Annotated in this window: 25 protein-coding genes; 6 read left to right on the top strand and 19 right to left on the bottom strand. The window is 68.0% G+C overall.

Annotated elements, in window-relative coordinates; genetic code table 11:
* Positions 1-57: 57 nt before the first annotated feature.
* A complete protein-coding gene (locus tag ABQF13_RS00645) occupies positions 58-702 on the top strand; it encodes a sensor domain-containing protein (RefSeq protein ID WP_448390722.1) in 645 nt (214 codons plus the stop codon).
* On the opposite strand, the gene ABQF13_RS00640 is transcribed toward ABQF13_RS00645, so the two are convergent.
* Both ABQF13_RS00640 and fdxA read right to left on the bottom strand, forming a co-directional pair.
* A complete protein-coding gene (locus tag ABQF13_RS00640; RefSeq protein WP_448390721.1) occupies positions 699-1,331 on the bottom strand; it encodes a helix-turn-helix transcriptional regulator in 633 nt (210 codons plus the stop codon). The genes ABQF13_RS00645 and ABQF13_RS00640 overlap by 4 nt on opposite strands.
* Positions 1,331-1,675 carry a ferredoxin gene (gene fdxA, locus ABQF13_RS00635; protein ID WP_448390720.1) on the bottom strand — a complete coding sequence of 115 codons (345 nt, stop codon included), beginning with the start codon at positions 1,673-1,675 and terminating at the stop codon, positions 1,331-1,333. The genes ABQF13_RS00640 and fdxA overlap by 1 nt, the downstream gene beginning before the upstream one ends.
* Positions 1,676-1,830: 155 nt before the next feature.
* Here fdxA and ctaD point away from each other — a divergent pair, with 155 nt between their 5' ends.
* Positions 1,831-3,525, top strand: coding sequence for an aa3-type cytochrome oxidase subunit I (gene ctaD / locus ABQF13_RS00630; protein ID WP_448390719.1), 1,695 nt, complete (start codon positions 1,831-1,833; stop codon positions 3,523-3,525).
* Positions 3,526-3,534: 9 nt separating this feature from the next.
* Here the strand turns inward: ctaD and ABQF13_RS00625 are convergent, their stop codons facing one another.
* The 9 genes from ABQF13_RS00625 to ABQF13_RS00585 form a co-directional block, all read right to left on the bottom strand.
* Positions 3,535-3,981 (bottom strand): hypothetical protein, encoded by a 447-nt coding sequence (locus ABQF13_RS00625; RefSeq protein ID WP_448390718.1) that lies wholly within the window; start codon positions 3,979-3,981, stop codon positions 3,535-3,537.
* Entirely contained in the window at positions 3,974-4,675 is a 702-nt protein-coding gene (locus ABQF13_RS00620; RefSeq protein ID WP_448390717.1) for a helix-turn-helix transcriptional regulator, read from the bottom strand. The genes ABQF13_RS00625 and ABQF13_RS00620 overlap by 8 nt, the downstream gene beginning before the upstream one ends.
* Before the next feature lie 82 nt (positions 4,676-4,757).
* On the bottom strand, positions 4,758-5,825 hold the full coding sequence (mnmA, locus tag ABQF13_RS00615) for a tRNA 2-thiouridine(34) synthase MnmA (RefSeq protein ID WP_448391358.1): 1,068 nt from the start codon (positions 5,823-5,825) through the stop codon (positions 4,758-4,760).
* A gap of 25 nt (positions 5,826-5,850) precedes the next feature.
* Positions 5,851-7,077 (bottom strand): cysteine desulfurase family protein, encoded by a 1,227-nt coding sequence (locus ABQF13_RS00610; protein ID WP_448390716.1) that lies wholly within the window; start codon positions 7,075-7,077, stop codon positions 5,851-5,853.
* A gap of 47 nt (positions 7,078-7,124) precedes the next feature.
* Positions 7,125-7,949, bottom strand: a complete 825-nt coding sequence (locus tag ABQF13_RS00605) for a lysophospholipid acyltransferase family protein (protein ID WP_448390714.1) — start codon at positions 7,947-7,949, stop codon at positions 7,125-7,127.
* The gene (locus tag ABQF13_RS00600; RefSeq protein ID WP_448390713.1) at positions 7,946-8,758 is read right to left on the bottom strand and encodes a GNAT family N-acetyltransferase; all 813 of its coding nucleotides are present in this window, start codon (positions 8,756-8,758) and stop codon (positions 7,946-7,948) included. Before ABQF13_RS00600 ends, ABQF13_RS00605 begins: the two co-directional genes overlap by 4 nt.
* 82 nt (positions 8,759-8,840) lie before the next feature.
* Entirely contained in the window at positions 8,841-9,584 is a 744-nt protein-coding gene (locus tag ABQF13_RS00595; RefSeq protein WP_448390712.1) for an SDR family oxidoreductase, read from the bottom strand.
* Positions 9,585-9,729: 145 nt separating this feature from the next.
* On the bottom strand, positions 9,730-10,686 hold the full coding sequence (locus ABQF13_RS00590; protein ID WP_448390711.1) for an electron transfer flavoprotein subunit alpha/FixB family protein: 957 nt from the start codon (positions 10,684-10,686) through the stop codon (positions 9,730-9,732).
* A 30-nt stretch (positions 10,687-10,716) separates the two neighbouring features.
* A complete protein-coding gene (locus ABQF13_RS00585; RefSeq protein WP_448390710.1) occupies positions 10,717-11,508 on the bottom strand; it encodes an electron transfer flavoprotein subunit beta/FixA family protein in 792 nt (263 codons plus the stop codon).
* Between the two features lie 197 nt (positions 11,509-11,705).
* Between ABQF13_RS00585 and ABQF13_RS00580 the strand changes: the two genes are divergently transcribed.
* The 3 genes from ABQF13_RS00580 to ABQF13_RS00570 are packed head-to-tail and all read left to right on the top strand — an operon-like array spanning position 11,706 to position 15,272.
* The gene (locus tag ABQF13_RS00580; RefSeq protein ID WP_448390709.1) at positions 11,706-12,476 is read left to right on the top strand and encodes a class I SAM-dependent methyltransferase; all 771 of its coding nucleotides are present in this window, start codon (positions 11,706-11,708) and stop codon (positions 12,474-12,476) included.
* Positions 12,473-13,996: a 1,4-alpha-glucan branching protein domain-containing protein gene (locus ABQF13_RS00575; RefSeq protein WP_448390708.1), complete on the top strand. Its 1,524-nt coding sequence runs from the start codon at positions 12,473-12,475 to the stop codon at positions 13,994-13,996. Before ABQF13_RS00580 ends, ABQF13_RS00575 begins: the two co-directional genes overlap by 4 nt.
* Positions 13,997-14,030: 34 nt before the next feature.
* Positions 14,031-15,272 (top strand): glycosyltransferase family 4 protein, encoded by a 1,242-nt coding sequence (locus ABQF13_RS00570; protein ID WP_448390707.1) that lies wholly within the window; start codon positions 14,031-14,033, stop codon positions 15,270-15,272.
* A gap of 104 nt (positions 15,273-15,376) precedes the next feature.
* On the opposite strand, the gene ABQF13_RS00565 is transcribed toward ABQF13_RS00570, so the two are convergent.
* Entirely contained in the window at positions 15,377-16,114 is a 738-nt protein-coding gene (locus ABQF13_RS00565; RefSeq protein WP_448390706.1) for an acyltransferase, read from the bottom strand.
* A gap of 82 nt (positions 16,115-16,196) precedes the next feature.
* On the opposite strand from ABQF13_RS00565, the gene ABQF13_RS00560 reads away from it, so the two are divergent.
* Positions 16,197-17,483 (top strand): BamB-related PQQ repeat family beta-propellar protein, encoded by a 1,287-nt coding sequence (locus ABQF13_RS00560; protein WP_448390705.1) that lies wholly within the window; start codon positions 16,197-16,199, stop codon positions 17,481-17,483.
* Here the strand turns inward: ABQF13_RS00560 and ABQF13_RS00555 are convergent.
* The 7 genes from ABQF13_RS00555 to ABQF13_RS00525 all read right to left on the bottom strand — a co-directional run bounded on the left by ABQF13_RS00555 (position 17,480) and on the right by ABQF13_RS00525 (position 22,942).
* Complete coding sequence (locus tag ABQF13_RS00555; protein WP_448390704.1) at positions 17,480-18,175, bottom strand: esterase; 696 nt, start codon at positions 18,173-18,175, stop codon at positions 17,480-17,482. The genes ABQF13_RS00560 and ABQF13_RS00555 overlap by 4 nt on opposite strands.
* A gap of 67 nt (positions 18,176-18,242) precedes the next feature.
* A complete protein-coding gene (locus ABQF13_RS00550) occupies positions 18,243-19,445 on the bottom strand; it encodes a THUMP-like domain-containing protein (protein ID WP_448391357.1) in 1,203 nt (400 codons plus the stop codon).
* Positions 19,403-20,386 (bottom strand): class I SAM-dependent methyltransferase, encoded by a 984-nt coding sequence (locus ABQF13_RS00545; RefSeq protein WP_448390703.1) that lies wholly within the window; start codon positions 20,384-20,386, stop codon positions 19,403-19,405. Before ABQF13_RS00545 ends, ABQF13_RS00550 begins: the two co-directional genes overlap by 43 nt.
* Before the next feature lie 10 nt (positions 20,387-20,396).
* Positions 20,397-21,044 carry an enoyl-CoA hydratase gene (locus ABQF13_RS00540; protein WP_448390702.1) on the bottom strand — a complete coding sequence of 216 codons (648 nt, stop codon included), beginning with the start codon at positions 21,042-21,044 and terminating at the stop codon, positions 20,397-20,399.
* A complete protein-coding gene (locus ABQF13_RS00535) occupies positions 21,041-21,880 on the bottom strand; it encodes an NUDIX hydrolase (RefSeq protein ID WP_448390701.1) in 840 nt (279 codons plus the stop codon). The genes ABQF13_RS00540 and ABQF13_RS00535 overlap by 4 nt, the downstream gene beginning before the upstream one ends.
* Positions 21,877-22,716, bottom strand: a complete 840-nt coding sequence (locus ABQF13_RS00530; protein ID WP_448390700.1) for an ABC transporter ATP-binding protein — start codon at positions 22,714-22,716, stop codon at positions 21,877-21,879. The genes ABQF13_RS00535 and ABQF13_RS00530 overlap by 4 nt, the downstream gene beginning before the upstream one ends.
* Before the next feature lie 70 nt (positions 22,717-22,786).
* Positions 22,787-22,942 carry a hypothetical protein gene (locus ABQF13_RS00525; RefSeq protein WP_448390699.1) on the bottom strand — a complete coding sequence of 52 codons (156 nt, stop codon included), beginning with the start codon at positions 22,940-22,942 and terminating at the stop codon, positions 22,787-22,789.
* Positions 22,943-22,967: the final 25 nt, after the last annotated feature.

Below are 22,967 nucleotides of genomic sequence, written 5' to 3'. Positions count from 1 at the left end.
TCGTTTGACAGTATGCGATCGGGCTAACCTCGTTTCTCAACGGCTGGGAGGAAGGCCATGCGGGTAGCGGCGGGACCGGCGGTCCTGTGGTGTGCAGCGGCCCTGTTGGCCGCGGGCTGCACGCAGGCGATCAGCGGTAGCGCCGTGCGGGCGGTACCGGGCATCGATGACGATTCGTTGTCCCCGTTGGACGTCGACACGATCATGCTCGACCAGGCGCAGATGCGCGCCATCACCGGAGCCGGCGACGACCTCACCGTCATTCCGACGATGGACGGCAAGGTCCCCGTCGACATCGATCAGTTCGCCGAATCAACACCGCCGCAGTGCCGATGGGTGTTCGCCGAGACCCAGACCTTCGGCCCTGACATCGAAGAGTTCCACAAGACGACGTTTCAGCATCCGCCCGGCGGGGGGCTGATCTCGCAGGGCGCGGCCGCCTACCGCGATCCCGACACCGCGCGCCGGGCCTTCGACGATCTGGTCGCGCGCGCAGACGATTGTCGGACAACACCGTTGGGACCGATGTTCGTCGGCGAGGCCACGATCGGAGCCGATTCACTACAGACCCGCACCGACAACGGGTGCGGACGGGAGTACCGCATCAAAAACGTCGTGCTGGTCGAGGTGACGGCGTGCAGGTTTCCCGATTCGGTGCCCACCATCGTGATGGCCAACATCCTGGACAAGGTCCCGAATTAGTTTCGCAGGTGCGCGACGCAGAGATCCGGTTCGACCAAGGGGTCCAGGCTGTCGATGGCCAACGGTGACTGCATCGCGGTCAACGCTCCCTGCATCAGCCCGAGGTGTAGCGCGCAGACCACGGGCTGGTGGCGGTCGGCCACCTCGAGGAACGGGCAGTGCCGCAACCTGATGTCTCGAACGACCCGGCCCGTCGGCTGCTCAGGACGAAACCCCGTCTCGGCCAGCACATCGACCAGGTCGTCGACGGCCTGCCGCGCAGACGACGCCCGTTGCGTCCGGCCCTTGGCCAACGTCGCACCCCACGATCGGCCCAAACGGGTGCCGTCGAGTACCGGGTCGGGCGCGTGGGCTGCGAAGTAGTCCGTCATCGCCGCCGCCAACAGGAAATAGTTCGTCGGCCCGGCCGGGTCCATCCTGCGGGTGGCGCGGTACCGGGCCGGCGGGCGACCCCGTGTCGCCGCCCGATCGGCAACCTGCTCGACGAGGCCGTTCCTTCCCAACGCATCGACGTGGAACCGAATCGTGTTGGGGTGCACTCCGATTTCGCCTGCCAAGCTGGCGATGCTGCGCGCCTCGGCGGAGTTGCGCAACGCGTCGAGTATGCGATCGCGCCGCCGCCGACGCATCACTCCCCCTGGGGCGGAAGGTTCGTCACCAGTTCGGTGTCGGCGTCGATGGGGCCCAGCTTTGCCGCGCCGCCGGGCGAACCGAGCGGCTCGCTGCGCCCCGGTAGCGTCTCGGTGAAGAATCTGGCGTTGTCCTCGGTGTAGGGCTGCAGATCCTCGGGCAGGTCGTCCTCGTAGTAGATCGCCTCCACCGGGCACACCGGTTCGCAGGCACCGCAGTCGACACATTCGTCAGGGTGGATGTAGAGCATGCGGCCGCCCTCGTAGATGCAGTCCACTGGGCACTCTTCTACGCAGGCGCGGTCTTTGACGTCCACACAGGGCTGACCGATTACGTACGTCATGACCCGCACATTACTACAACTAGAAGTTGTAATAAACCCCTCGCCCCAGGGGTTTATTTAGAGGACTATAGTCATTTAAATAAGGCACTTGGCGAAGAGGGGACGACTATGCGCCCGATCGTTGAAACAGCTTGCGGCACAGCGCGTGACGGCTCATGAGCGTCCTTGGTGAGCTCGTCCCCACCCGACCTTCCCCGCCCACCCGAGCTGTGCGCGGCTCGTTGGTTTACAAGCTGCTGACCACCACCGATCCCAAGGTCCTCGGGATCATGTACATCGCGACGTCGATCGCCTTCTTCATGGCCGGCGGGCTGATGGCGCTGCTGATGCGCACCGAGCTGACGGCACCCGGCCTGCAGTTCTTGTCCAACGAGCAGTACAACCAGCTGTTCACCATGCACGGCACGATCATGCTGCTGTTGTATGCGACACCCGTCGTGTTCGGATTCGCCAACTGCATCCTCCCGCTGCAGGTCGGCGCACCCGACGTGGCCTTCCCGCGGCTCAACGCGTTCAGCTACTGGCTCTACCTGTTCGGCGCCCTGATCACCGTGTCGGGCTTCCTCACCCCCAGCGGCGCAGCCGATTTCGGTTGGACCGGCTATGTGCCGTTGAGCGGCGCCATCCACTCCCCGGGCGCCGGTGGTGACCTGTGGATCTTCGGGCTCGGGTTGGCCGGCCTTGGCACCATCCTGGGCGCGGTCAACATGATCACGACGGTGGTGTGCATGCGCGCCCCCGGCATGACGATGTTCCGGATGCCGGTGTTCACCTGGAACATCCTGGTCACCTCGATACTGGTGCTCATGGTCTTTCCGCTGCTGACCGCGGCGCTGTTCGCCCTGGCCTACGACCGCCATCTCGGCGCGCACGTCTACGACCCGGCCAATGGCGGCGTCATCCTCTGGCAGCACCTGTTCTGGTTCTTCGGCCACCCCGAGGTCTACATCGTCGCGATCCCCTTCTTCGGCATCGTCACCGAGATCTTCCCGGTGTTCTCCCGTAAACCGGTCTTCGGCTACACCACGCTGATCTATGCCACCGTCGGTATCGCGGCGTTGTCCACCGCCGTCTGGGCGCACCACATGTTCGCCACCGGCGCGGTGCTGCTGCCGTTCTTCTCCTTCATGTCCTATCTGATCGCGGTGCCGACGGGCATCAAGTTCTTCAACTGGATCGGCACGATGTGGAGGGGTCAGTTGACGTTTGAGTCACCGATGCTGTTCTCGGTCGGCTTCCTGCTCACGTTTTTGCTCGGCGGCCTATCCGGGGTGATGCTGGCCAGCCCGCCGCTGGACTTCCACGTCACCGACACCTACTTCCTCGTGGCGCACTTCCACTACGTGCTGTTCGGCACCATCGTGTTCGCCACCTATGCCGGCATCTACTTCTGGTTTCCCAAGATGACCGGGCGAATGCTCGACGAGCGGCTGGGCAAGCTGCACTTCTGGCTAACGTTCATCGGTTTCCACACCACGTTTTTGGTGCAGCACTGGCTCGGCAACGAGGGCATGCCGCGCCGCTACGCCGACTACCTGCCCACCGACGGCTTCACCACACTCAACGTCGTGTCCACGATCGGCGCGTTCACCCTCGGGGTCTCGATGCTGCCGTTCATGTGGAACATCTTCAAGAGCTGGCGCTATGGCGAACCGGTTCTGGTGGATGACCCGTGGGGCTACGGCAACTCGCTGGAATGGGCCACGACATGCCCGCCGCCGCGGCACAACTTTACCGAACTACCGCGCATCCGCTCCGAGCGGCCCGCCTTCGAACTGCACTATCCCCATATGGTGCAGCGCATTCGCGCCGAGGCCCACATTCACAACCACGCATTGACGCCGCACTGAGGTCAGCGGTCAAATCAGGTATTCGACCACCCGGGAGACCAATACGAAGGCCAGCGCGATCAGCGCACCGACCTTGACCAGCTCCAGGCCGACGTAGACGTAGTGCATGTTCGAGCGGGGCAGCGTCTCACCGGCGAGTACCCGGTTCGAGCGCTTTGTCAGCGGCGGGCGCACGACGACCACCTGTACGGCCAGCACCGCCGCTGCCACCAGCACCAGGATCAACACAGCCGTCGAGGGCTTGGCAATCAGGGTGGCCGCCAAAAGCACGACGGCAAGCACGATTTCGACACCGTTGAGGGCTTTGAACACGCGACGGCCGATGCCGAGCCCGATCGGCAGCGTCACGCCGGGCGCCCCGAACTTCAGCGGTGCTTCGATAAACGATATGGCCAGCACCATGCCGAGCCACAGCGTCGGCACGAGCAGTTGCACGTATCCAGCAGGTTCAGTCATTTGACACCACCCTTGCCAGGCAGAGCTCGGGCTCGACGAACGGCTCGAGCTCCGCGGACAGCGCTGTATCGCGAACCAGTCCCGCCAACACCCCGCGGTGAAGGCCGCAACCGACTTCGGGGTGCGACCGCGCCAGTTCACGTATCGGGCAGGCATGCAGCCTGATGACCCGCTCACGCCCCTGACGCGATCGCTCCGGCGCGAGGAGCTCGGGCGCAAAGCCCATCCGGGCAAAGACTTCGGCTGCCGCAACAGCCCGGCGCTCGAGCGCATCACCGACCGCCTCGCCCGACCCGGCATCGTCCTCGGGCGCCGCACACATTCGGTCCACCCAGCGTCGCCCAACACGCTCGGCCCGCTCGCGGCGGCCCTCCTCGGTTCTGCCGAGTTCCAGCGCCAGCACCTCGGCGAGAACCCGGTAGTCCAGGCGCTCCTGCACCGCCAGGTAGCCGGTGCGCGGCCGACCGGCCCCGGCGCGGGGCAACCGCGTGCGCACGATCGCCTGCTCGTCACACAGCGCGTCCAGATGAAAGCGCACGGTCGTCACGTGCAGGCCCATTTGCGATGCGATTGCGGCGGCGTCCACGGCACCGTCATGCTTGCGCACCAACGCCAGCACTCGTTCCCGTTGCCGATTGCGCGGCAACCGATCTCGTGGTGGCCGGGCCGCGGCTACTTGGGCTTCGTCGTCCACTCGGCGGCCTCCGCTCCCACATTTAACGGATGTGACTCATTTATATTAGCCGTTATCCGGGGGCGGAACCACCGTCTGTGGTTCAGCGACGAATGGTCGCGCTCGCGATGACCTCGTCACCCTGCGGGTCGGGGCGATACAGCACCATGGTCTGGCCCGGGGCCACCCCGCGCAGTGGAGCGCGCAGGTCGACCACCAACTGTTCGTCGCTCAGTTGCGCCACACCGTCGGCGATCCCGCCGTGGGCACGCACCTGTACGACGCACTCCACCGGTCCTGTCGGCGCGACGCCCGAGGTGAACACGGGGCGTTCGCCGGTCAGCGTCCAGATGTCCAGTTCCTCGGCGGCGCCGACGTACACGGTGCTCGTTTCGGCATCGATTCCGGTGACATAACGCGGCCGACCGTCGGGGCCGGGGCCGGCGATGCCTAGCCCCTTGCGCTGTCCGACGGTGAAGCCGTGCACACCGTCGTGTTCGGCCAGGATCGTACCGCCGGTGTCGACCACGGCCCCCCTGCGCACGCCGATGCGGGCGCCGAGGAACGCGCGGGTGTCCCCGGACGGAATGAAGCAGATGTCGTGGCTGTCGGGCTTATCAGCCACCGCCAGGCCGCGACGCGCGGCTTCCTCGCGGATCTGGGCCTTAGGGGTGTCGCCGATCGGGAACAGGGCGTGGCGCAACTGTTCGGCGGTCAGCACGCCCAGCACGTAGGACTGGTCCTTGTCACGGTCCACCGCGCGACGCAGCCGACCGTCGACCAGGCGCGCGTAGTGGCCGGTGGCCACCGCGTCGAAACCCAGCGCCAACGCACGCGCCGCCAACGCGGAGAACTTGATGCGTTCGTTGCACCGCACACATGGGTTTGGCGTCTCACCGCGCGCATATGACGACACGAAGTCGTCGACCACGTCCTCGGCGAAGCGGTCGGCGAAATCCCATACGTAGAACGGGATGTCGAGCACATCGGCGACGCGTCGGGCATCGCCGGCGTCTTCCTTCGAGCAGCACCCCCGCGACCCCGTGCGTAACGTACCGGGCGCTGCCGACAGGGCCAGATGCACGCCGACGACGTCGTGGCCGGCGTCGACCATCCGGGCGGCGGCGACCGAGGAGTCGACACCACCGCTCATCGCCACGAGGACCCGCATCATCGTCTACTCTTCGCGCAAGCGCTCATCGGAAGTCCACCGCTCCCGAACTCGCCAGCACCGCCTGACGGGCGCGCTCTACGGCGGCGGGTAGGACCGCAAGCGCGGCCTCGACGTCGGCGTCGGTGCTGGTGTGCCCCAGCGAGAACCGCAGTGATCCCCTGGCGTGGGCGGGGTCGGTGCCCATCGCGATCAGGACGTGCGACGGCTGCGCCACCCCCGCGGTGCACGCCGAACCCGTCGAGCACTCGATTCCCCTGGCGTCCAACAGCATCAACAGCGAGTCGCCTTCGCAGCCGCGGAAGGTGAAGTGGGTGTTGCCCGGCAGCCGGCCCGACCCGACGGCTCCGTTGAGATGCACATCGTCAATGCTGGACAACACGCCGTCGATCAATCGGTCGCGCAGTCGCGTCACCCGGGCGCTGTGGGCTTCCAGGCCCTCCACGGCCACCTTGGCGGCCGCTGCCATCGCCACTGCGCCTGCGACATGGGGTGTGCCCGAACGGACATCGCGTTCCTGGCCGCCGCCGTGCAGCAGCGGCACACAGGCGGTGTCGCGGCGCAGCAACAACGCTCCGACACCGGTGGGCCCGCCGAACTTATGTGCGGTGACGCTCATCGCCGACAGGCCGCTCGACGCGAAGTCGACCGGGATCTGGCCGACGGCCTGCACGGCGTCGCTGTGCATCGGCACGTCGAATTCGGCTGCGACGGCCGCCAGTTCGGGGGCCGGCAGAATCGTGCCGACTTCGTTGTTGGCCCACATGGCCGACACCAGGGCGACGTCGTCGTGGCGCTGCAACACCTCGCGCAGCGCGGCCGGCGTCACCGAACCGTCCGGCTGCACAGGAAGCCAGCTCACCTCGGCGCCTTCGTGCTCGACGAGCCACTGCACCGCGTCCAGCACCGCATGATGTTCGACCGGGGTGGTTATGATGCGGCGGCGTCGGGGTTCGGCGTCGCGGCGGGCCCAGTAGATGCCCTTGACGGCGAGGTTGTCGCTCTCGGTGCCGCCCGCGGTGAAGATCACCTCCGACGGCCGCGCGCCCAGCAGGTGGGCCAGCGCCTCGCGGGCCTCCTCCATCCGGCGGCGCGCCGCGCGGCCGGTGCCGTGTAGCGAAGATGCGTTGCCGACGGTGCCCAGCACGGCCGTCATCGCCTCGATGGCAGCGGGGTGCATCGGGGTGGTGGCGGCGTGATCGAGGTAGACCGGCCCTGCTGAGCCCCTCGGGCGCGAAGTCGGCGAGGTCATAACCGTTCAAGTCTAGCGGCCGGGTCCGCATGGTCCCGGTGCCGCGGTCAGGCCGCCAACGCGTGCGCTCCGCCGCGGCGGGCCCGGCCGCCACGCACCGCGGATTCGCAGCGGGCGGCGAGCTCACGGCGGTCGCCGCCCGGCAACTGCAGCGACGCGACCTGCACCCGCACGATCGTGCGCTGCGCGGTCATCAGCCGGCGGATCGACGCGAGCAGGCTGTCGTCGCCGATGTAGGCGGCGGTGGTCGACGGCCGGCCGTCGCGGTGGTGGTAGCTCAGCCGCAGCGGTTGGACCGGCCTGCCCGCGTCGACGGCGGCCTGAAACATCGCGGGCCGAAACGGGCCGTGCGCCAGCCCGCACCAGGTGGTGCCCTCGGGAAACGCGACGACGGTGTGCCCGGCGCGCAGCCGGGCGGCGACGGTATCGACGACGGTGGGCAGCCTCCGCAGGTTGGCCCGCTCGATCGGGATGACCTTCACCAGCCGGGCCAGCAGTCCCAGACCCGGCCAGCTGATCAGTTCCGATTTGGCGACGAAGCGGCCGGGCAGCACCGCACCGATCGCCAACACGTCAACCCACGACACGTGCCCGCTGACCACCAGCACACCGGGCAGGTTGCGAATCGGCCCGCCCGACACCGTGATTCGCACACCGAGGCAGCGCAACATCAGCCGGCAGTAGCTGCGCTGGACGCGGGATCTGCCCGGCACGGGCGTCGCGATCAGCGGCGTCGCCGACAACAGCACCAGCGCCAGCATGACGCGCACCGCGATACGCCACGCGACCACCACACGGTGACCGGGCGTCGTCGCGCCGGCGTCGACGCAGCCGGCGTCGCACGTCGCCTGCGGTAGCCACGGGCTGGTCACGACGCGATCCCGCCGGCCGCTTGCACCGATCTGAGCCGGCGCAGATAGCGAGTGTCGGCGTGGCGTTTGTCCAGCAGCGCCGGGAAATCGCCCACCCCGAAGTCGGGGTCGTGGGCGGGCTCCCCGCATATCTGCGCGCCCAGGCGCAGGTAGCCGCGCATCAGCGCCGGGACGTTGACCTTGACGGGCGGGTCGATGTCGTCGAGGCCCCTACCGTCGACGATCACCGGTCGGTACGGGTGCACGGTGTACGTCGCCGGGGCGGCGTGTCGGCGCCGCACGAAGTCGCGCACCCCGCGGATCTGCCGCCCGGGGACGGCGTCGTCGGCGCCGTGGATCGGCACCGACACGCAGCCGGTCACGTAGTCGTAGCCGCAGCGGTCCAGGTAGGCCAGGATGCCAGCCCACATCAGCAGCACCACCGCGCCGTTGCGGTGATCCGCACGCACCACCGCGCGGCCCATCTCCACCAGGTGGGGCCGCAGTGAGTCGAGCCCGCGCACGTCGAATTCGGTTGCGGTGTACCGCCCTTTCGCGGCGATGGCCGCTGGCGGAGGCAGCATTCGGTAACAGCCGACCAGCTCCCCGGAGGCGTCGTCGCGGACCAGCAGGTGGTCACAGAACTCGTCGAACCGGTCGGCGTCGGTCGCGGTATTGAGTTGGAAGCCGGGTTCGGTGCTGAACACATCGTGGCGCAGCCGCTGCGCGGCTTCGATCTGCACTGCGTCGGTGGACAACAGCAGGGTGTAGCGCGGAGCGGCAACGGTGCCGGCCTGGCCGGCGGGGATGAGGACAGCAGCAGTGCTCATGGCTGCACGGTCGCGCCGCCGCATCTCCGGACGGCATCGCGCACGTGACGTGTCGGTGAGCGCTAGGTGACGAGTTGCCGTTTCATCGGTTGGCCATCGAGTCGGCGAAGCGGATCTGCGTGATGACGGCGTCGTCGCCGGTGACCAGGCTGTGGTGATCGACCGGGGTGCCGAAGTAGGTGGCCTGCGAGTCCACGACGACGGGCCGGTCGTCGCCTTTGGCGCGCAACACCGACCTGGCCATCTCGGCGAACGACATCTTGTCGGGTCCGCCGATGTTGACGTAGCCGTTGCGGGCCGGCGCCGCGGCCACCCCGGCCACCTGCGCGGCGACGTCGTCGGCTGCGATCGGCTGGATCATGCCGTCGGGGGCGCGCACCTGACCGTCGATCGTCAGCGATTCGGTGATGGCCTCGGCGAACTCCTGGAACTGCGTGGCCCGCACGATCGTGTAGGGCAGTCCCGATTCGCGCAGGATCCTCTCCTGGACCACTTTGGCCCGCATGTAGCCGCTTTCGGGCAGCCCGTCGGCGCCGACGATCGACAATGCCACATAGTGGTCGACGCCGGCTTGGGCGGCGGCCCGCACCAGGTTGGTGGTCGAGGTGGTGAAGAACTGCATCACCGCGTCGTCGTCGAACGACGGCGAGTTCGTCAGGTCCACCAGCGCGTCGGCGCCATCGAGCGCGTCGGCCACGCCTTCGCCGGTGAGCACGTCCAGCCCGCTTTCCCGGGACGCCGCGACCACCGTGTGGCCGCCGGCTTCGAGCAACGGAACCACCTTGGAGCCGATAAGGCCGGTGGCACCGATAACCGTGATCTTCATGTCGAACACCTTTCCTTTCGGTCGCACGATCACGCTCGCACGCAGGTGGTGTCCGTCGAACCCTTGAGACTCCGTAGTCTGCCGGTGCCCGTACAACGCAAACGCCCCGACGCAGGCGTCGGGGCGTTCGCGTGCTGCGGTCCGATTAACCCTTGCGGGCCTTGACCGCCTCGGTGAGCTGCGGGGTGACCTTGAACAGGTCACCGACGACGCCCAGGTCGGCGATCTCGAAGATCGGCGCCTCCTCGTCCTTGTTCACCGCGATGATCGTCTTCGACGTCTGCATACCGGCGCGGTGCTGGATGGCACCGGAGATGCCCAGCGCGATGTAGAGCTGCGGCGAAACGGTCTTGCCGGTCTGGCCCACCTGGAACTGGCCCGGGTAATAGCCGGAGTCGACGGCGGCGCGCGACGCACCGACGGCGCCACCGAGCGCATCGGCCAGGTCCTCGACGACCGAGAAGTTCTCGGCGCTGCCGACGCCGCGGCCGCCGGAGACGACGACGGTGGCCTCGGTGAGCTCCGGACGGTCACCTGCCACCGCAGGTTCCTGTTTGGTGATCTTCGTCGCGTTCTCGGCCTGTGCCGGCACCTCGACGCTGACCACCTCGCCGGCCCCGGCGCTGGCCGCGGCCTCCACCGAGCCGGGACGCAACGTGATGACCGCGAGCTCACCGGTGGACTCGGCCTCAACGGTGTAGGCGCCGCCGAAGATCGAGTGGACGGCCTTGCCGCCCTCCTGCACGTCCACGACGTCGGTCAACACACCCGCGCCGGTGCGCGCGGCCAGCCGGCCGGCGATCTCCTTGCCGTCGGCCGACGCGGCCAGCAGCACCGCTGCGGGGCTGGCCGACTCGACCAGCGAAGCCAGCACGTCGACATACGGCGTGATGAGGTAGTTCTGCGCGTCGTCGGACTCGGCGGTGTAGATCTTGGCCGCGCCGGCCTCCTTCAGCCCCTCCACGAGCGGCTCGGCGCTCCCGGGCGGGCCCACCACCACAGCGGACGGTTCGCCCAGCACGCGGGCCGCGGTGATCAGTTCAGCGGTGACCTTCTTGAGGGCACCATCGGCGTGCTCTGCGAGCACGAGTACTTCAGCCATGAGTTTCTACGTCTTTCTGCGAAGTCGGAACTAGATGATTTTTTGAGCAACCAGGTACTCGGCGACCTTGGTGCCGCCGTCGCCCTCGTCGGTGACCTTCTCGCCGGCCGTCTTCGGCGGCTTCGGCGTCGAAGACAGCACCTTCGAGCCCGCGTTGGCGACACCCACCTCGTCGGCCTCCACGCCGATGTCGGCCAGCGTCAGCGTGGTCACTTCCTTCTTCTTGGCGGCCATGATGCCCTTGAAGGACGGGAAGCGCGGCTCGTTGATCTTCTCGTTGACGCTCACCACCGCGGGCAGCGGCGCTTCGAGCATGAAGACGCCGTCGTCGGTCTCGCGCTCGCCGGTGACCTTGTCGCCCTCGACCGTCACCTTGCGCAGGTGGGTCAGCTGGGGCAGGCCCAGGTACTCCGCCACGATCGCCGGAACCGCTCCCCCCACGCCGTCGGTCGCCTCGTTGCCGGCGATGACGAGCTCGGTGCCCTCGATGGTGCCCAGCGCGCGCGCCAGCGCCCAGCCGGTCTGCACCATGTCGGAGCCGTGCATACCGTCATCGACAAGGTGCACCGCCTTGTCGGCGCCCATCGACAGGGCCTTGCGGATGGCCTCGGTGGCGCGCTCAGGGCCGGCAGTGAGCACCGTCACAGTGCTGTCGCCGCCCTCTTTCTCCTTGATCAGCAGCGCTTCTTCGACAGCACGCTCGTTGATCTCGTCGAGTACGGCGTCGGCGGCCTCGCGGTCGAGGGTGAAGTCGCCGTCGGTGAGCTTGCGCTCCGACCAAGTGTCTGGGACCTGTTTGATCAGGACCACGATGTTCGTCATGAGTCTGGTTCGTCCTCCTTGAAGAGGCCGGAGGGGCCGGCCTGCTTTACCACGTTCGAAGCAACAAACACCATGTTACTAGTGAGTAACTTATGGCGGTTCGCAGGAACACAATAGCGGGTCCAAGCCGGCGTTCTAGCAGCACGTAGGTGGTGAACCGTTCGCCTGCGAGCCGATACGCGTTAGCCTGCCTTGCAATGAGCGCATTCGTCACGGGCGATCCGGACCTCCCGCTGACCGGGGAACGCACCGTTCCTGGCCTGCCGGAGGAGAACTACTGGTTCCGCCGCCACGAGGTCGTGTACCAGCGGCTGGCGGACCGCTGCGCGGGCCGCGACGTCCTCGAAGCGGGCTGCGGCGAGGGTTACGGCGCGGATCTGATCGCCGACGTCGCGCGCCGCGTGATCGGTCTGGATTACGACGAATCGACCGTCGCTCACGTGTGCGCGCGCTATCCACGGGTCGAGATGCACCACGGGAATCTGGCCGCGTTACCGCTGACCGACGGCGAGGTCGACGTGGTGGTCAACTTCCAGGTGATCGAACATCTGTGGGACCAAGAGCAATTCGTCGCCGAGTGCTTGAGGGTGCTACGTCCCGGCGGAGTGCTGCTGATGTCGACGCCCAACCGCATCACCTTCTCCCCCGGCCGCGACACGCCGGTCAACCCGTTCCACACCCGCGAGCTCAACGCCGCCGAGTTGACGGACCTGTTGAGCGGCGCGGGTTTTCGGATGGAGCGCGTGTCCGGGGTTTTCCACGGGCCGCGGCTGCTCGAACTCGACGCCCGCCACGGCGGCTCGATCATCGACGCCCAGATCGCCCGCGCGCTGGCCGACGCGCCCTGGCCCGCCGATCTGCTCGCCGACGTGGCGTCGGTGCGTACCGCAGATTTCGATCTCGTCGACGCCGCGGACCGTAACATCGACGACAGCCTTGACCTGGTGGCAATCGCGGTGCGGCCGTGACGACTTCGACGCCCGTGCCGGGTTTGTTCACGCTCGTTCTGCACACTCACCTACCGTGGCTGGCACATCACGGTCGCTGGCCGGTCGGTGAGGAATGGCTTTACCAGTCGTGGTCGGCGGCCTACCTGCCGCTGATGCGTGTCCTTCGTGAGCTCGCCGCAGAAGACCGTCGCCACGTGGTGACGCTCGGTATGACGCCGGTGCTCACCGCGCAGCTCGACGATCCCTACTGCCTGACCGGTATGCACCATTGGCTGGCGAACTGGCAGCTGCGCGCCGTGGAGGCGACGACGCTGGGTGCGCCGTTACGCGAGTTCGGGATTCGCGAACTGGCCGAGACCGAACGCGCGCTTGCGGACTTCGAGACGCTGTGGGCCCACGGCGCCAGCCCGCTGCTGCGCGAGCTGATCGACGCCGAGACGATCGAGTTGCTCGGCGGCCCGTTGGCGCACCCGTTTCAGCCGCTGCTGCATCCGCGGCTGCGCGAGTTCGCGCTGCGCGAGGGCCTCGCCGACGCGTCGCTGCGGTTCGCCCACACGCCGAGGGGAATATGGGCGCCCGAGTGCGCGTACGCGCCGGGCATGGAAACCGACTATGCCGCAGCCGGTGTCGGTCATTTCATGGTCGATGGACCGTCGCTGCACGGCGATACCGCGCTGGGCCGCACCGTGGCCGGTTCGGACGTCATCGCATTCGGCCGCGACCTGACGGTCAGCTACCGGGTGTGGTCGCCCAAGTCGGGCTATCCCGGTCACTCGGCGTACCGCGATTTCCACACCTACGACCACACCACCGGGCTCAAGCCCGCGCGGGTGACCGGACGCAATGTCGCATCGCAGGACAAGGCGCCCTACGATCCGCTGCGCGCCGAACGCGCAGTCGAGCACCACGTCGCGGATTTTGTCGACCTCGTGCGCCGACGGCTTATCGACGAGAGCGACCGGATCGGCAGGCCCGCCCACGTGATCGCGGCGTTCGACACCGAGTTGTTCGGGCACTGGTGGTACGAGGGTCCTGCATGGCTGAGCCGTGTGCTGCGCGCGCTGCCGGAGGCCGGGGTGCGGATCGGCACGTTGTCCGATGCGATCGCCGACGACTTCGTTGGCCCGGCTGTCGAATTGCCACCCAGTTCATGGGGTTCGGGTAAGGACTGGCAGGTGTGGGCCGGCGAGAAGGTCAGCGACATGGTCCACTTGAACAGCGAAGTCGTCGACACCGCGCTGTCTACCGTGGACAAGGCGCTCGGCGAGACCGACACCCCGCCTGCGCGTAGCTTCGTGGCCGACCAGATACTTCGCGAGACGCTGTTGACGGTATCCAGCGACTGGCCATTCATGGTGAGCAAGGACACGGCCGCGGACTACGCGCGCTACCGCGCGCATCTGCATGCACACGCCACCCGCGAGATCGCCGACGCGATGGCCTCGGGTCGCGCCGATCAGGCGCAGCGACTGGCCGAGGGCTGGAACCGCGCCGACGGACTGTTCGGCGCGCTGGACGCCAGGCGGTTACCCCGATGACGGGCCAACCCCCAAGCCGCGTCGGGGCGATCCGATGAAAGTCCTCATGGTGTCGTGGGAGTACCCGCCGGTGGTCGTCGGCGGCCTCGGCCGCCACGTGCACCACCTGGCCACGGCGCTTGCCGACGCCGGACACGAGGTGGTGGTGCTCAGCCGTCGCCCCAGCGGCACCGACCCCAGCAGCCACCCCACCTCCGACGACACGCGCGAGGGAGTCCGCGTCGTCGCCGCCGCCCAGGACCCGCACGAGTTCGACTTCGGCACCGACATGATGGCCTGGACGTTGGCGATGGGGCACGCGATGGTGCGGGCGGGGTTGGCGATCAAGGGAGCCAACGCCGAACCCTGGAAACCCGACGTCGTCCACGCGCACGACTGGCTGGTCGCGCACCCGGCGATCGCGCTGGCCGAATACTTCGACGTACCACTGATTTCCACCGTCCACGCCACCGAGGCGGGTCGGCACTCCGGCTGGGTGTCGGGACCGATCAGCCGCCAGGTGCACGCGGTGGAGTCCTGGCTTGTTCACGAATCCGACTCGCTGATCACCTGTTCGGCGTCGATGGCCGACGAGATCACCGAGTTGTTCGGTCCCGGCCTGGCCGAGACGCGGGTGATCCGCAACGGAATCGACGTTGCACATTGGCCTTTCGCGAAGCGACAGCCACACACCGGCCCGCCGCAGCTGGTGTACCTGGGCCGACTCGAGTATGAGAAGGGCGTGCACGACGCCATCGCCGCGCTGCCCCGTATCCGGCGCACCCACCCCGGCACCACGCTGACCGTCGCCGGCACCGGTACCCAGCACGCGTGGCTCGTCGAGCAGGCGCGAAAGCACAAGGTGCTCAAGGCCACATCGTTTGTCGGCCACCTCAACCACGCCGATCTGGTCGACCTGTTGCACACCGCCGACGCGGCCGTGCTGCCCAGCCACTACGAACCGTTCGGCATCGTCGCGCTTGAGGCCGCCGCGACCGGCACCCCGCTGGTGACCTCCGACGTCGGCGGTTTGGGCGAGGCCGTGATCAACGGCCAGACCGGCATGTCGTATGCCCCACGGGATATCGCCGGCCTGGCCGCCGCGGTACGCGCCGTGCTCGACGACCCGCAGGCCGCCCAGGAGATGGCCGTCGCCGCACGCGAACGCCTCACGTCAGACTTCGCCTGGGACACCGTCGCCGAGGAGACAGCGCAGGTGTACTTGGCCGCCAAACGGGCTGAGCGCCAACCGCATCGCCGCCGCACGATCGTCGAGCACGCGTTGCCCGACCGCTGACCACCGTGGCGCGTGGGCCCACACGCAAGTAGGGGACGACCGCAAACTCCGCGCAAGTGACGGCGTGTCGGCCTCAAACATGCACGCTCGCGCAAAGGGAAGGCTCAGCGGGAGGCTTTCTTGCGTTCGATGTCGGCCAGCGCCGCGGCCAGCTCGGCGCGCTGGGCCGCCGAGGTCTCCCACGCCAGCCGCCGGTTCTTGACGACCTTGGCAGGCGCGCCGACGGCGATCGAGAAGTCCGGCACCTCACCCTTGACCACCGCGTGCGACCCCAGCACGCAGCCGCGCCCGATCGAGGTGTTGCGCAGCACCGTGACCTTGGTGGCGATCCAGGTGTCGGGGCCGATGCGCACCGGGCCCTTGACGATGCCCTGATCCTTGATCGGCACGTTGATGTCGTCCATCCTGTGGTCGAAATCACAGATGTAGACCCAGTCGGCCATCAGCACCGAGTCACCCAGCTCGATGTCGAGGTAGGTGTTGATGACGTTGTCGCGACCGAGCACCACCTTGTCCCCGAACCGCAGTGAACCCTCGTGGCAGCGGATGGTGTTCTTGTCGCCGATGTGGACCCACCGGCCGATCTCCATGGTCGAGAGCTCGGGGGTGGCCTGGATCTCCACGCCCTTGCCGAGGAACACCATGCCGCGGGTGATGATGTGGGGGTTGGCGAGCTTGAACTTCAACAACCGCCAGTAGCGCACTAAATACCACGGGCTGTAGGCGCGGTTGGCCAGTACCCACCGCAGCGACGCCATCGTCAAGAACCTGGCCTGGCGCGGATCACGCAGCCGCGACCCGCGCCACCGCTTGTGCAGCGGTGCGCCCCACATGGTCGTCATGGCCGGAAAGCCTACGCGAGGACTCTGGCCTCGAGCGGTTACCCTCACGTGTGCTTCGCGTACTCCGCAGAGGAAGGAACCCGTGTTGCGGCGATTGACCGTGCTCGCGTCGACGGCGCTGATCACGGCCGTGTTGGCGGGGTGCGGCAACCCCGACTCCTGGGTGGAGGCGAAGCCCGCGGAGGGCTGGCCGGCGCAGTATGGCGACGCGCGCAACAGCAGCTACACACCCCATCCCGGCGCCGACACGCTCCGTCTGGACTGGACCCGCTTGGTCAAGGGGGATCTGCGCTCCGCCGTCGCGCTGGGAAACAACGGCTACCTCGGGATCAACGCACAAACCCCGACCGGTTGTTCGCTGATGGTCTGGGAGGCCGACAACAACGCCCGCCAGCGCTGGTGCACCCGGCTGGTGCAGGGCGGCGGCGTGTTCAGTCCGCTTCTTGACGGGTTCGACAACCTCTATGTCGGCCAACCCGGCGCAGTGCTGACTTTTCCGACCACACAGTGGATCCGCTGGCGCAAACCGGTGATCGGAATGCCGACCACACCACGGATTCTCGAGCCGGGGCATCTGCTGGTCGTCACCCACCTCGGTCAGGTACTGGTATTCGACGCCCACAACGGCGTCGTGGTGGGTACGCCGCTGGACCTGGTGGCCGGCGTGGACCCGACGGATTCCGAACGCGGGCTCGCCGACTGCCAATTGGCCCGCGCGCGCTGCCCGGTGGCCGCCGCGCCGGCGTTCGCGCCGACGCCGGGACTGATCGTGTTGAGCCTGTGGGAGCCTGGCGCCGACGCGCCGGTCCTCGTCGCGCTGCGCTACCGGCCCGGCCAGACTCCGCTGCTGACCCGCGACTGGACCAGCGACGCCGTCGGCGGCGGACCGTTGGCCAGTCCGGTCTTCTCGGCGGACGGTTCGACGGTGTACGTCAACGGCCGCGACCAGCGACTCTGGGCGCTCAACGCCGCCGACGGCACCCCGAAGTGGTCGGTGCCGCTGGACTATCTCGCGCAGACGCCGCCCTCGGTGTCACCGGACGGGCTGATCGTGGCCGGCGGCGGACCCGGCGCAAAACTCGTCGGTATCAAGGACACCGGCGGCGAGGGCGAGGTGCTCTGGACCCGCGACGACGTCACGACCCTGTCGACGTCCAGCCAAGCCGGGCCCGACGTGGCCTACACCGTGGTCCGCGACGGCGAGGACGGGCTGGCGCTGATGACGTTCGACCCCGCCGACGGCCACACCGTCAATACCTATCCGCTGCCCGAGGCGACGGGTTGGCCCGTCGGCGTCTCGATCGGCGATGACGGGCGCGTCGTCACCGCCACCAGCGACGGCGTCGTCTACGGGTTCGCGCCCGCTTAGAGCGCCAGAATGGACGCGACGACGGCGCGCGGCACCGACGCCTCCACCGGTCCCGCGGACTCCGGGAGCAGCGAGCCCTGGGTGAAGAAGAAGATCAGGGCGTCGTCGGTCAGCGCGAAGTCCTGGTAGTTGATCGGATCCCTGCCGCTGCCAGGCGGAACGGGATTGACCGTGCCGTATTCGTTTTGCAGGTACCGGTCGACCTCCGGGTAGATCACGTCAAGCGGTTTACTGCCCGGTTTGAACAGGTTGTCGAACGTGATCGGCGCGTTCTTGCCGACGTTCCAGTTGAACGCCTGATAGAACGTCTGCGGATGGGCGCCGCCGACGTTCTGCCACAACGTGAACACCAGGCTCCTGGTGCCCGCGTTCGGCGGACCCGAGCGGTAGCTGGCGCCTGTCGCATCCAATTCGTACGGCAGGGTGTAGGAATCGGGCATCTCGGCGACGTTGATGAAACCGTCCCTGGCCTGCGTCAGGTAAGCCACCACCGGTGCGGGATCCGGGTAGCCGGTGGGGAACTTGAAGTCGAGTTGGTAGGTGGGCCCCTCGGCGTGGACCTGGCACAGTTGGTCGGCGTCGACCACGCCGCCGAGTTCCTGACAGGCCGTCTGCGCCGACGCCGCCGGAGCGCCGAGGGAGCCGACAACCACACCTGCTGCCAGTAGGGCAGTTCCTGTGAGCATGCGCATCGTCGGACATCCTTGCAGTCGGCGCCGGCAACCACACCGGCGCGTCAGGGACAGGGTACGTAACCGTTCACCGCGACGGACGGCAAATGAATGCCGTTGCCCAGCTTGCCGGACCGGTTCCGATCCGGGTGATGATTGCCGAAGCACGTGTCGATCCGCGCAACCGTAACCGCGACCGCAGCCTGTCGGGGTCCACATCGACCCCGCGTACCAGGATTTCCAGACCGACGACGCCGCGCGCCGAAAGCGCCTGGCGCAGTCGCCGTTCGCTGTAGTCGATTTGCTCCAGCACTTCGAAACCGCGCACGCCGTCGGGCAACCGGTCCCCCGACAGATAGGCGATGTCACGGTCGAGCTGCCACAGCCCGTGCCGGGCGGCGTAGTGGCGCACCAGACCGGCGCGTACGACGGCGCCGTCGGGGTCGACGATCCAGCGGCCCGCCGGCGCCACCACGCAGTCGTCGGGCTCGGCGTCGGTGAGCTGCTCACCCGTGTCCAGGATCGTGGCGCGTCGGGTGACTGCCGCCTCGGCCAGCGCGCCCGACCACAGGCAGGCCTCGCGCACACTGCCCGCCAGCGAGGTCACCTCGATCTCGCCGGTGAAACCGAGCCGGCGCACCGCGCTGAAATCGATTCCGGGGGCGCACTTCACGACGAAATCGTGATCGCGGTACACCGTCAGCAGGGCATCGAGCGCCGGTGTGTAGTCGCGCGGATCGAACCGGCGTCGTCCGCCCCGGCGCCGCGCCGGATCGAGCAGGACGACGGCACCTCGGGTGATCGGGCGCAGCGCATCGGCTCGACACAAATCGACAGTCCGCACGTTGTGCTGGGCCATCGCCAGCCGGACCGGATCGATATCGCTGCCGAGGATGACATCGGCCGAATCCACAAGTGCGGCAAGCTCGGTACCGATCGAGCAGGTGGCATCATGCACGCGCACGTCCGCCAGGCGTTGTGCGCGGTGGCGCGCCACCGGTTCGGCGGTGGCCTGTTGCAACGCCTCGCCGGTGAACAACCAGTCGTCGGCGCAGGGAAATTTGGTCGCGGCCTTGCGGCGCAGCAACATCGTCTCCACCAGCACGGCGGCGTGCTCACCGAACCGCCTACGCGCCCAAGCGATATCGGCGACCAGGGTGGAATCGGTCAACGGAAGCCCGGCGATCTCGCGCAACGCCTGCGCGCCGGCGTCGCTGCGCAGGTAGCCGACGTGGTCGAGGCCGAAGTTCAGGACGGTTTGACCCCGGTCACCATCACGTTGTAAAACCAGCTCTTCGGCACGAAGCGACGCCACACGTTGTCGTCGACCCAGCTCAACGTGATCCAACTGTTGAACGCGAACTTGGCGTAGTTCCAACCCAACCGGCCGGGCGGCACCGCGGCCTCGAGGGTGCGAAGCGGCCAGCCCAACATTGCGGCGGTGAACTCCGTTGTGGCGGTGGAGACTTCGGTGGCGCCGGCGTTTCTGGCCATCCGTTCCAGATCGGCCGGGTCGAACGTGTGCAGATCGACGACCGCCTCCAGCGCCGCCGCGCGTGAGGACTCGTCGAGCTCGGCCTGCGGTCGCCGCCAGCCGCCCAGTCCCGGCAGCCGGGTCACGTTCGTCACGGTCCGCCACGTCAACGTCGACAGGGGCCGCGCGTAGGTTTCGCCCGCGTTGGTCGGCTCGCCGGCGAACACGAACCGGCCACCGGGCTTGAGCACCCGGACCACCTCGCGCAGCGACAGTTCGACGTCGGGGATGTGGTGTAGCACGGCGTGGCCGACGACCAGGTCGAAGGTGTTGTCGTCGTAGGGGATGCCCTCGGCGTCGGCCACCCGGCCGTCGATCTGTAGCCCGAGGTTCTCGCCGTTGCGGGTGGCGACCTTGACCATGCCCGGCGACAGGTCGGTGACCGAGCCGCGCCGCGCCACGCCTGCCTGGATCAGGTTCAGCAGAAAGAACCCGCTGCCGCAGCCGAGCTCCAGTGCCCGGTCGTAGGGCAGGTGGCGCAGCTCGTGTTCGGGCACCGTCGCATCGAAGAGGTCACGTGCGTAGTCCACACAACGTTTGTCATAGGAGATCGACCACTTGTCGTCGTAGCTCTCGGCTTCCCAGTCGTGGTACAGCACCTGTGCCAGCTTGGAGTCGTGACGGGCCGCCTCTACCTGCTCCGCGGTGGCATGCGGATTAGGAGCCGGCTCGCACACACCGGATTCGTCAAGGCTCATGGCTGGCAGCCTAGACGTCGAAGCTGGCCTTGGCCGCAGCCAGTACCTGGGCCGGATGCTCGACAAACCGTTCGGCCCACGCCACCGCCGCGTCATAGACACCGTCGGGGGCGACCATCTCGTCGATCAGCCCCAGGGCCAGCGCCTCCTTGGCACCGGCGAAGCGGCCGCTGAACACCAGATCCTTGGCCTTGCTCGGGCCGACGGCGCGGGCCAGCCGTGCCGTGCCGCCCGCAGGCACCAGCCCGGCGAGGATTTCCGTCGCACCGAACTTGACGTTGTCGCCGGCGACCCGCCAGTCACAGCCCAGCGCCAGCGTGAGCCCACCGCCCAGCGCGTAGCCGGTGATGGCGGCGACGGTGGGTTTGGGGACGGCGGCCAGCGCGTTGACGGCCGCCCGGCAGTCCTCGGCGGCGACGGCGGCTTCTGCGGTGTTCAGCGTCCGCCGCTCGGTGACGTCGTCGCCTGCCGAGAAGATCTCGTGCCCGCCGAAGACGATGACGGCGCGCACGTCACCGCGGCTGCCGACGTCGGCGGCCGCGGCGCGGATCTCGCGGTACATCTGGCGAGTCAGCGCATTGGTCGGGGGGCGCGACAGCAGCAGCGTGGCGATGCCGGGCTGTTGTTCGCCGGTGTGCACGGCGACGAACTCGTTCATGCCAGCGGGGCGCCCGGGGTGTAGTTGTCGGGTGCGCGCTGGTTGCGGGCGGCGTTGTAGCGGTCGCTGTCGAAGAACTCGATCTCCCAGTTGCCGTTCTTGGCGGCCAGATGCGGTTCGATCGCGGTGATCTGACGTTCCACCGCAAGCACTTCGGCGACCGTCCGCCCGGCCAGCGCGTCCAGCTGTGTCCACGTCGGCGGCAGCAAAAACGTCTTCGACTCCGCGAAGTCCTGAAGGGCTTCCTCGGGGGTGATCCAGTCGGCCGCGTCGGTCTCGGTGTTCTCACCGTCGGCGCGCTGACCGTCGGGCAGCGCCGCGACGAAGAAGTAGGTGTCGTAGCGGCGGGTGCGCTCTTCCTTCGGCGTCACCCAGTTCGCCCACGGCCGAAGCAGATCGGCGCGCAGCACCAGCTTCTCGGTGCGCAGGAAGTCGGCGAACGACAGCGACCGGTCCACCAGCGCCTGGCGTTCGTCGCGGTACACCGACGCATCGTCGACGAGCACGTCGGAATCGTCGGCGGCACCGGCGAACAGCACACCGGACTCCTCGAACGTCTCGCGGGCCGCCGCGCACACCAACGCCTCGGCCAGTTCGCCGTCCACACCGAGCCGCTGCGCCCACCACGACGGCTCCGGGCCCATCCACGCGACGTCGGCGTTGCGGTCGCGGTCGTCGACACCGCCGCCGGGAAACACCATGACGCCGCCGACGAACTCCATCGCCGAATGCCGCCGCATCAGAAAGACCTCGACTCCCCTGCCAGCGTCGGGCTGCTTGTCGCGGATCAGCATCACGGTTGCGGCGGGCCGCGGGATCAGGGGTTCTTCGGTCATGCACGTCTCCTATGGGCCGCCCTCGAGCGGGTGCGGCGGGCGAAGTAGCGCCCGTCGATGACATCGACGGCGATCGACTGGCCGAACGCCGTCGACAGGTTCTCCGCTGTCAACACGTCGGGCAGCAGCCCGGAACCGATGGTTTGTCCTTCGGACAGCAGCAGACAGTGCGTGAAGCCCGGCGGGATCTCCTCGACATGGTGGGTCACCAGCACCAGCGCCGGTGAATCGGGGTCGGCGGCCAGATCCGCCAGGCGGGCCACCAGTTCCTCGCGCCCGCCGAGGTCGAGCCCGGCGGCCGGTTCGTCGAGCAGCAGCAACTCGGGGTCGGTCATCATCGACCGGGCGATGAGGACCCGCTTGCGTTCGCCCTCCGACAGCGTGCCGTAGGTGCGGTCGGCCAGGTGCTCGGCGCCCACGCTCTCCAGGATGTCGACGGCCTGGTGGTAGTCGACCTCGTCGTAGCGCTCGCGCCACCGGCCCATCACCGCGTAGCCGGCCGAGACCACCAGGTCGCGCACCAGCTCGGCTTCGGGCACCCGCTGCGACAGCGCCGAGCTGCTCAGGCCGACCCGCGAACGCAGCTCGGACACGTCGACCCGGCCGAGCCGCTCCCCGAGCACGTACGCCGCGCCCGACGACGGATGTTCCATCGCGGCGGCGATGCGCAGCAGCGACGTCTTGCCTGCCCCGTTGGGGCCGATGATTACCCAGCGTTCGTCGAGCTCGACCGACCACGTGATCGGGCCGACGAGGATTCGGCCGCCGCGCCGCAAGGTGACCTCGGTGAAATCGATCAGCAGGTCGGGATCGGCTGGATCGTCGGCGACTGGCACGCGCCCATCGTAGTCAAGTGAGTTCGGCGCATTCGGTCACGCTCACCGTGACGGGCCACGCCGAAGCCGCTCAGGAGTGGTGCGGAAAGCGCATCCGGATGAGCTCGAGTTCACGGGCCATCCGTTCGGCGTCACGATCGGCGAATTCAACGCACCCGCTCGGCGCCTGCCAACTGAACAGCCTGCTCAGCTCCCGGCCCAGGCGCCATGTCCACTTCGTTCTCATCCTGCGATGGTGGCTGGGAACTGGC

It is taken from the genome of Mycolicibacterium sp. XJ879, from assembly GCF_053483935.1.
The sequence above is the reverse complement of the archived record's forward strand: the minus strand, read 5'-3'. Positions and strand labels throughout refer to the sequence as shown.

Bases quoted from the DNA above. Each gene is read 5' to 3' on its own strand.
- fdxA (WP_448390720.1), bottom strand. From the start codon at position 1,675: ATGACGTACGTAATCGGTCAGCCCTGTGTGGACGTCAAAGACCGCGCC.
- ABQF13_RS00585 (WP_448390710.1), bottom strand. From the start codon at position 11,508: ATGACGAACATCGTGGTCCTGATCAAACAGGTCCCAGACACTTGGTCG.
- ABQF13_RS00535 (WP_448390701.1), bottom strand. From the start codon at position 21,880: ATGACCGAAGAACCCCTGATCCCGCGGCCCGCCGCAACCGTGATGCTG.
- ABQF13_RS00545 (WP_448390703.1), bottom strand. From the start codon at position 20,386: ATGAGCCTTGACGAATCCGGTGTGTGCGAGCCGGCTCCTAATCCGCAT.
- ABQF13_RS00625 (WP_448390718.1), bottom strand. From the start codon at position 3,981: ATGACTGAACCTGCTGGATACGTGCAACTGCTCGTGCCGACGCTGTGG.
- ABQF13_RS00525 (WP_448390699.1), bottom strand. From the start codon at position 22,942: ATGAGAACGAAGTGGACATGGCGCCTGGGCCGGGAGCTGAGCAGGCTG.
- ABQF13_RS00565 (WP_448390706.1), bottom strand. From the start codon at position 16,114: ATGACGACCATGTGGGGCGCACCGCTGCACAAGCGGTGGCGCGGGTCG.
- ABQF13_RS00640 (WP_448390721.1), bottom strand. From the start codon at position 1,331: ATGCGTCGGCGGCGGCGCGATCGCATACTCGACGCGTTGCGCAACTCC.
- ABQF13_RS00555 (WP_448390704.1), bottom strand. From the start codon at position 18,175: ATGCGCATGCTCACAGGAACTGCCCTACTGGCAGCAGGTGTGGTTGTC.
- ABQF13_RS00610 (WP_448390716.1), bottom strand. From the start codon at position 7,077: ATGACCTCGCCGACTTCGCGCCCGAGGGGCTCAGCAGGGCCGGTCTAC.
- ABQF13_RS00595 (WP_448390712.1), bottom strand. From the start codon at position 9,584: ATGAAGATCACGGTTATCGGTGCCACCGGCCTTATCGGCTCCAAGGTG.
- ABQF13_RS00580 (WP_448390709.1), top strand. From the start codon at position 11,706: ATGAGCGCATTCGTCACGGGCGATCCGGACCTCCCGCTGACCGGGGAA.
- ctaD (WP_448390719.1), top strand. From the start codon at position 1,831: ATGAGCGTCCTTGGTGAGCTCGTCCCCACCCGACCTTCCCCGCCCACC.
- ABQF13_RS00540 (WP_448390702.1), bottom strand. From the start codon at position 21,044: ATGAACGAGTTCGTCGCCGTGCACACCGGCGAACAACAGCCCGGCATC.
- ABQF13_RS00590 (WP_448390711.1), bottom strand. From the start codon at position 10,686: ATGGCTGAAGTACTCGTGCTCGCAGAGCACGCCGATGGTGCCCTCAAG.
- ABQF13_RS00645 (WP_448390722.1), top strand. From the start codon at position 58: ATGCGGGTAGCGGCGGGACCGGCGGTCCTGTGGTGTGCAGCGGCCCTG.
- ABQF13_RS00600 (WP_448390713.1), bottom strand. From the start codon at position 8,758: ATGAGCACTGCTGCTGTCCTCATCCCCGCCGGCCAGGCCGGCACCGTT.
- mnmA (WP_448391358.1), bottom strand. From the start codon at position 5,825: ATGCGGGTCCTCGTGGCGATGAGCGGTGGTGTCGACTCCTCGGTCGCC.
- ABQF13_RS00570 (WP_448390707.1), top strand. From the start codon at position 14,031: ATGAAAGTCCTCATGGTGTCGTGGGAGTACCCGCCGGTGGTCGTCGGC.